The sequence below is a fragment of the Nostoc sp. ChiVER01 genome (assembly GCF_034531155.1).
In the GTDB taxonomy this organism is placed as follows: domain Bacteria; phylum Cyanobacteriota; class Cyanobacteriia; order Cyanobacteriales; family Nostocaceae; genus Nostoc.
Genome location: NZ_JAVRBS010000059.1, coordinates 1 through 7,572 on the forward strand (window position 1 = coordinate 1; position 7,572 = coordinate 7,572).

Genomic DNA, 7,572 nt, shown 5'->3' on the forward strand with positions numbered 1-7,572 from the left:
GCTCTTTTTGAAGCATATCTTGAGCTAAAAGTTCATTTTATGATTCAAATCACAATGAATTTGATATGTTAAATCAAACTCTTCACTATTAATGCGATTCCAGGCGTGTTGTATCCACTCGTCGCCATTAAATACCCAGCCTTCCACATATTGAATTTGAGGGTGAGCGTCAGCCACCAGGAGGGCGTAAATAATTGCCAGTCCCAACGTTAGGATTTTTTTACCTGTGATGCCTAATTGCTAGCGATCGCCATAAAATTCCCAACGTTGGGAATTTTTTACCTATGATTGAGAGTTTAGTCCAAGGCAATTAATTACCAGTCCTAACGTTGGAACTGGTGGATAATGATTTATTTAGTAAGTAGGGACAAAAACCCATTGCGTAGACAGCGATCGCTCTTAGTTCAAATTGGCTCTAACATTCCTCATGGTGGCACAATTGACTGAAACTGAGGAGTAAGACAAACCTTTTTTTAGGATATCGTTTTACCAATGTAATACGCCCTTAATCCTTACCATGCAATAGTTTAACCTCGGTGTCGTTTAACTCTCATTTCCCGACATCCCGGCCCACAACCGTCGCAAATCTTCAATCACTGGGATTGACTGAGAGGCGATACACAAAAGAAAACCCCCAGGCTTTTCGCTGGAGGCTCTAGGTTTATCTCGTTAACCTGAGTTCGATGTAAGAAAATGCTCAAAAGCCCTAAAGATAATACTTTTCGCTGAAAAAACACATTCGGTCTTTGTTCTCAACAAGGCTCCTATAATGATAATAAACATTTTATTCTCAACAAATACCTTTAATTCTCAATAATTGCTGTGAGAAAGCGTCTATATCATTTAGTCTAAAAGCTTATCAGACAAGATTTTCAAGCTAATTTCTTATATCGAACTCAGGTGGGCACGATATCGTTACTTATCCAACAATCCTTTGATGCACTACCATCCCCCATAGAAACTCAGTTCACATTCCAGGTCTCATAGTAATCGCAGTTGTCCCGCAGGAAACTCCTATCACGGCACGCCCTGAACCGAACTTTACCAATGCCATCATTAACCCCTGCCGAATCGACGCGTTGGACGACTTTATCTTTAGGTCCCGACCCGTTAATTCGTCTTTCGGCGTAACCATCAATCTGCCAGAGTACATACGGAGTACTTCCATCAGCTTCCGTGTCAGTAATCTCACAACTAATCCTTGCGTTGTTCTCAAGCCCTCCAGACCCTCTATAGGTTTCAAGAAGGCAAACAGCCTTAGCACCAGTAGTTGTAGATGTTTTACGGGAGTAAGTTCTAGCATATGCGGCGCCTATCATAAGCATCACAGTAGCACTGGCCAGCGTGACAATCTTCAGGGATCTGTTCAATTTATTGGTCATTTGTCCTCACGCGTCGTTATTTTTTAGAAGACTAAATTGGATTCTGTTTGCAAACTGCAAAATCTATAGTTTTTGAGCTGGGTTGAGTCGATGGGGGATATTATTCCCCGCACCTCTCAGTTAAATCTGGGCGTGCGACTTTCACCGCACCCAGCTTCCGATGTTCTTAGCCTGCGCTTTTGCTCATGTGTTTGTAATCGTGGCAACTCTCGTGAATTGCTTCCAGATTATTTTTCTTCCAGTAGGCATCATTTCCGTCAATGTGATGCAGGTGAACCCGTTCCTCATCGATGAATTTTAAGCCTCAGGAAGTACATCTATGGTTTTGCTTCTTGAGAGCTTTAGAGGTTTTGTCGTCGTAGAGCTTACTTTTACGTTCGCTCCAGTAGGCGGTGTCTCCGTCATAAGGGGATTTTGTTCCTTTGACTATGACCTATTTGTTTTCGGAGTGGGAAACTGCTGGGAATGCCTTGTCTAGTAATTTCTTACTAGAGTAGCGCTTTCCTTTTCTAGATTGATGTTGATGTGGAATTAATGATGTCTTGTCTAACTCCATTGAAATATTCTGATATTAACTTGACAAAAGCAATAGGTTCAAAATAATTTTTTACACATAAATAAAGTAATTATGTTTTTATCCGTACAAAATCGTATTATTTGTATCAGGTTTTGAGTTTTTATTTAAATAAAAAGTTTGTGTCATCCGTAACGCTTACAGAGTATAGCTTTCAGCCGATTGAATGTGAAAAAACGAATTTGTCATTTTGTGTCAGTTTTAGAAAAATGACACGTTTGACCTATATTAGTGGGGGTATAATGGGAACGCGGCAAAGCAACAAGCAACCCCCCGCCACGATGCCACCACAACCCCGTCAAACGCTTCTAAAATGCCCTACAGCCCGTCATAACTTGCTAGCCATACAATTGCCTTTTGTTTTGTCTCTTAAATAAGCTGCTATCTCTCAATACTTAGAAGTTTGATTGACAGATGGTAATCCTCACTGGAACAATTACGGATGAATACTTAAATTTGGCATCTATCTACAAACAGAGTTATATGGTTAATAATTTTTTAGTACAGCACATTTCCAAGGGGACTGCTAGGTTTTTCGCAAATGCATCAATAGCAGTAGGCATTTTATCTACTATTGGCTTAAGTTCTTCACGGGCTTGGGCTGATTACTACACATCCAATATTCCTCCCCTAGTAACTAGCTATATCAAAACATTAACTCAGCAAAAAAAAGCTATTAATCAAATTGTGTTTGCTCCTAATGGAGGTTTCGGAATAGTAATTGGTAGAAATGGTTATTCTACGTATCTTCTTCCACAAAAACTTCTCAAAGACTTGAACGATATAAATAAAAACCGTGGAATTATAAATAGCATTACGTTTACACCTTCGCGGGAGTGGATAGTTATCTATAACGATAATGGTTTTTATGAGAGTACGAATTTTCCACAAGACGTTACTAATAAACTTTTAGAAATAAATAAACAGAAAAAAACGATAAAGAGTGTTGCATTTACACCGTATGGAGGTTGGGTAATTCTCTATGGCGAGAAAGGTACTTTTTGGCATAATATTCCACAGGCACTTATTAATAAGCTAGTTGATATAAACAAAGCAGACAAAAGTATTAACTATATAACATTCACTAACAATGGAGAATGGATTCTTATCTATGATGACCGAAACGGAATCGCTAATAGTATAAATTTTCCACAACAGGTTATTCCTGCAATCAGGAAGATATACGCAAATTTCGGGCAATTAACAACTATAGTTTTTACACCTAACAATGGTTGGGTATTATTCTATGATGATTTTGCGACTGTCATAAGGCGGCTACAAGCTGAGGCTGAAGCGTATCGAAGGGCTACAGAATACATTAGACAATAACTAGGCATAAATCTCTTCTGCCGATTGGTTGATATCTGTTGAGAAGAGGACGGAGTAACTCGGTTCGTTAGTTGCAATTAACCCATTTCTCGACATCCCTCACACAATTGTTAATTCAATTCGTCTTCATTATAAAAAATTCGTGTCCGTCTTTTCCCCTGATTTTTTAACACTCATCAAAAATAGAGTGCGAGCATACTGAGTATATCTACTCATACATCTACAGATAGAAGTAGGATTTTTTTTTAACTGGTAAGGTTTAAGACGGAAAGTTACCCTCGCCGATGTAGTTTAAAAATAAGTCCTATATCTGTTTAGCAATGTCTAGTAGCTTTTTTACACCAGACGAGGAAAGAGAAAAAATATTTTGCACAGAGCTAGTTAAGCATGGTGTGGAATACGAAAAAGCGGTTTTGACTGCAAAAATTTTAGTGTCTGGTAAACCAGATGAGCTTTTATCGTTAGAAGAGAGAAAAATTGTAAAAGAGGCTTGTGAAAAGTGGTTTGTACAAAAGAATCGCTATAAAAAATTGAAAGCTCTTGTAAATAATTTGGTGTAAATAAAGTGTAAATGTCTTGAGTCAACAGGGTACATGTTTTGCAGATTCTTGCAGCACTGAACAGGTGCATAGCAATACTTTCAGGTATTAAGCCCATATTCTGCGTTGTGCGTTGTGCGGGTGCGATCGCTGAGATTTGACAAGTTAAAAGGTCAGGCAGATTGCTTAGGGTTTGTAGATTTGGGTTTGGGTTTGGCATTGACCTTAGTTTGAGGATTAGATTTTTTGAAAGTTTTGGGCTGGGGCTTAAGGTTATCGAGTGTCGGTTCGGAAGTGGAAATTTTATCCTGAGCGGCATTAATGAGTATGCTAGCAGCGAGATTGCTGACAGAACGATGCTCATTTTCGGCCCATAGTTCTAAAAATTCTTTGAACTGTTCGGGTAAAGTAACAGTGATTCTCCAGTTTGATGGCATTGATTGGGTTAGATATAAAGTCTTTCCTTATCATGCCTCACTTGTATGCAAATAGTACATAGTTGCATTAAATAGCATTTTTTTGTAATAAAGTGCTGCACTATGCAGCTTATATGTTATATTGAAAAAGCAAGTTTAATATTTAGAAATTGATAAAAAAATAGAATATTAGTGAGAGAAAATGAGTTATAGGAGAGATGTAGAGCCAGAGAATAAAGAAGAATTAATGAGACGGGATAAAGAGTTTAGAGCATCTGTAGGCAAAATGAGTAAGGTAGAACGTCAGAATTTAAAAGAGACAATTTCTGAAGTATTTAAAATAAGTAAAGAAACAGCATCAAAATGGATAAGCCCGACAGCAAATCCGAACTCTAAAGCCTTCCGTACAATGTTTACCTACAATAAAAATGCAAAAGTACCGGAATATATAAAAACTTCAGAAGAATTTAACCAGTTACCGCGTCAGGCAAAGATTGAGAGCGTACAACTAGCTAAAGAAGCTAAAGCAGAGAATAAAATAGATGCAGTTTTTAATACCAAATTGAGATTTAGTGAAGCAGTAGTGAATGGTAAATCAGAAGGTCAGGAAATAAAAGTAGTAGTCAAAGAGGGAGTAGAGAATGGTGTTGCCTTTAGGGGTATGGGAAACTCAGTAACAGGAGTTGATGATAAACGGTTATATCGTTATTTGTTACAAGACAATTTATCTAATTCTCAAGCAGAAATGAAATTGAAATTCCAATCTGGAGGTTCAGTTTACTTAGAGTATTATCATGATTCCCCGAACTCGTCAGGGAAATCGTTAAATTCTGAGGATTATGAGGACTCTGATTTAGTTGATAGGGATAGTAGCTTGTATGGTTAAAAGTGTTAAAAGCATAAGAGTTGACTGGGGGACAGAGGTAGATGCCCAGGAATTTGCAAATAAAATGGGATCTGATGTACAAACCTCCAAAGGCAAAGTCTGTTTTACTGTCAAGCAAGGTAATAGGAAGCTAGCAGTATTTTGGAATCCGAGTGAGGAAGGAAAGAAATGCCGTTCCGAGACTTATGAGCTAGCGCAGGTATTTGGATTTTCATTAGCTGTTTATCCAGATATAACCCCTGGCACATTAGCTGAAAAGTTTTGGAAGGAGGTAATCGGCATTAATCCTCAAAAGTGTGACAGTAAAGCACAGAGAAGCCCTTACTACTATGGGAAACAAATATTAGCCAGAGCCGAAAAATCATCAGATGAGTACTGGAGCTATAAGTATTTTCAAGAGCATGAGCCGCAGTGGTTGGTTGACCGGGATATCAAATCAGCATTCTTCACATCCTTATGCCAGTTGCCGACTTTGTATTTGTTTGAGCATAAAAATGGAAATACAACATTTGAGCCAGATGGTGGTGGTATAGACAGATTACGCCAGTGGTCGCCGCACTTGCCAAAATGGTTTAAGCATCGAGCTTTTGGGATGTTAGCTTCCAAAAAATATGGTACAAAATGGGGTGCAGCTTTTAATGCAGCAAGCATAGCCGTGCAAAGAGTTTATGATGTGATGGAAGCAGGACGGGAAATAACAGATGGTTACTGTGTTCGCTGCCACACAGATTGTTTCACTTTAAAAGCTTGTACTCCAACATGGGTATTAGAGAAATTAGAGAGTTTTTTAGCAGAGAAAGGATTTCAGCTTTCGACAAAAAAGTTGGGATATGGGCAGTTGTGGGATGAAGGATTTGGATTTATAGGTTTTTTGAATCCAATTGGCAGTGAGCATGATGTAAATCATCAAATGCGGCTTAGAGGGTTATTATATAAGCCTGCTGCATTCACAGACCAACTAGTGGATAACTTTGGTATACGCCTGATAACGCATGTTCTAGATGCCAGTAATAGAAAGATTTACGGACATTGGAATGGGAAGGCATTTTTTGCGATCGTTCAGCCTGTGGTTGGTGAATCGAGTCAGAGTCATTATTATCAGGCGCATCCAATGGAGTTGGAGAAGGCTAAGAAATTAATTAGAGAATTGTAATTTATTTATTGGCTTTATGGATTACAGGTGTAATCTTGAGAATCCTCAGAATAAGTCCATGCAAAGTTATCGGGATCTTTGCTTCGGCACCAGAAATCAAAATCTTGTGCAGAGATATAGCCGCTTGAGAAGCTTAATCGTTTTCTACTTAAAGTAGAGGGATTAACTCCAAATCTCTTTGCGAGTTGAGATTGATTGAGATCAGGTAGGGGTTTTGGCTTATGTTTTTTGGTTGATTTAGATTTAGTGGTTGATTTTTCTGTTTGGAGTTTGGTTGTAGTGGACTTAGGCTTTTCAGTAAGATCAGAAGGAGTGGGCAAGGTCTGTATTTCTTCGCTGGTAGCAGCATTAAGAGGAGTAATTGTTGGAAGTTTTAATATGGGAAGTTCTAAGTAGGGAATGTGGAGTCGTTTGGTAGGATCGTAAATCCAACCAAATTTCCCCTTTTCTTTTTTAAAGGTGTATTTAAAAAAACCTTCAGTAGAATCTTTGTGTTGGCTCCTGACTTTTTCAAGGCGTTTAACAGAAATTTCCAGGCGTTGAGCAAGTTCAGTTGTGCCAAGAGGGGAAGGTAGTTCATTAACAGAGGCGGTTCCTTTGAGTGGTACTGGTAAAGGTTTAGGCTTGGGATTAGGATCTATAGTCAAAGATTTTGGTTTAGTTTGATTTTGGGCTGTAGTATTTGTATCAAGCTCTGCGGTGGAATGTTTTTGAGAATTTGTGAGTTGTAGTTGTGTTAAATTTTCTTCGAGAGCAGAAATACGGTCGGTTAAATTAGCTAAGGAAGCGATCGCTGAGTTAATTTGCTCAGTGCTTGAATTAGAGTTAAGGTTAAGGTTTGTTTCGGATTTTTTAGAGTGTGAATGTAAAGTGTTAAGAGCGTGGTGAATATCTTCAGGAGAAAGTCCATTGGTAAGTAGGGAATGGATGCGATCGGAGAGATGTAAAGGAATAGGAATAGAGACAGCAGCAGCAGATTGTAATTCTTTGTCTATATCCTTATCTAGATTAATTTCAAAGTTAAAAGGTGGTTTAAAAGTTTTGACTAAGGCATCTTCGATAGGCGCAACGATTGAGGAATCGGAGGCGGTAAGGAATTCGAGACGATAATCAGCATCAGCATTGCGGAGACTGTAAGGAGGATTCCAGTGTTGTGGAACGCCACGGTCGATGTAAAGGATTTGATTGTCAGGTGCAATGGCGAGGAAGATGGATATAGGTAAATTAGTAGGGGTAGTATTAGAGGAAAGCTTAGTTGGTATTGATGAAATAGCGATCGCAGTAGAATTGACT

General features: G+C 38.6%; 6 protein-coding genes and 2 pseudogenes. 4 read left to right on the plus strand and 4 right to left on the minus strand.

The features are described 5' to 3' along the window. Positions 1-24 precede the first annotated feature (24 nt). Both RMY00_RS35710 and RMY00_RS35715 read right to left on the minus strand, forming a co-directional pair. Entirely contained in the window at positions 25-207 is a 183-nt protein-coding gene (locus RMY00_RS35710; RefSeq protein ID WP_322652081.1) for a hypothetical protein, read from the minus strand. Between the two features lie 1,341 nt (positions 208-1,548). Next, a pseudogene (locus RMY00_RS35715) lies at positions 1,549-1,884 on the minus strand (HNH endonuclease); the annotation flags it as partial. 486 nt (positions 1,885-2,370) lie between these two features. Between RMY00_RS35715 and RMY00_RS35720 the strand changes: the two are divergent. After that, positions 2,371-3,285: a hypothetical protein gene (locus tag RMY00_RS35720; RefSeq protein ID WP_322652082.1), complete on the plus strand. Its 915-nt coding sequence runs from the start codon at positions 2,371-2,373 to the stop codon at positions 3,283-3,285. Between the two features lie 320 nt (positions 3,286-3,605). Further along, the gene (locus RMY00_RS35725; protein ID WP_322652083.1) at positions 3,606-3,845 is read left to right on the plus strand and encodes a hypothetical protein; all 240 of its coding nucleotides are present in this window, start codon (positions 3,606-3,608) and stop codon (positions 3,843-3,845) included. A gap of 152 nt (positions 3,846-3,997) precedes the next feature. Here the strand turns inward: RMY00_RS35725 and RMY00_RS35730 are convergent, their stop codons facing one another. Then, entirely contained in the window at positions 3,998-4,261 is a 264-nt protein-coding gene (locus RMY00_RS35730; RefSeq protein ID WP_322652084.1) for a ribbon-helix-helix domain-containing protein, read from the minus strand. Between the two features lie 181 nt (positions 4,262-4,442). Here RMY00_RS35730 and RMY00_RS35735 point away from each other — a divergent pair, with 181 nt between their 5' ends. Further along, positions 4,443-5,126 carry a hypothetical protein gene (locus RMY00_RS35735; RefSeq protein WP_322652085.1) on the plus strand — a complete coding sequence of 228 codons (684 nt, stop codon included), beginning with the start codon at positions 4,443-4,445 and terminating at the stop codon, positions 5,124-5,126. Beyond that, positions 5,119-6,279, plus strand: coding sequence for a hypothetical protein (locus RMY00_RS35740; RefSeq protein WP_322652086.1), 1,161 nt, complete (start codon positions 5,119-5,121; stop codon positions 6,277-6,279). The genes RMY00_RS35735 and RMY00_RS35740 overlap by 8 nt, the downstream gene beginning before the upstream one ends. A 14-nt stretch (positions 6,280-6,293) precedes the next feature. On the opposite strand, the pseudogene RMY00_RS35745 reads toward RMY00_RS35740, so the two are convergent. Then, positions 6,294-7,572 (minus strand): annotated as a pseudogene (locus tag RMY00_RS35745) (hypothetical protein); the annotation flags it as partial.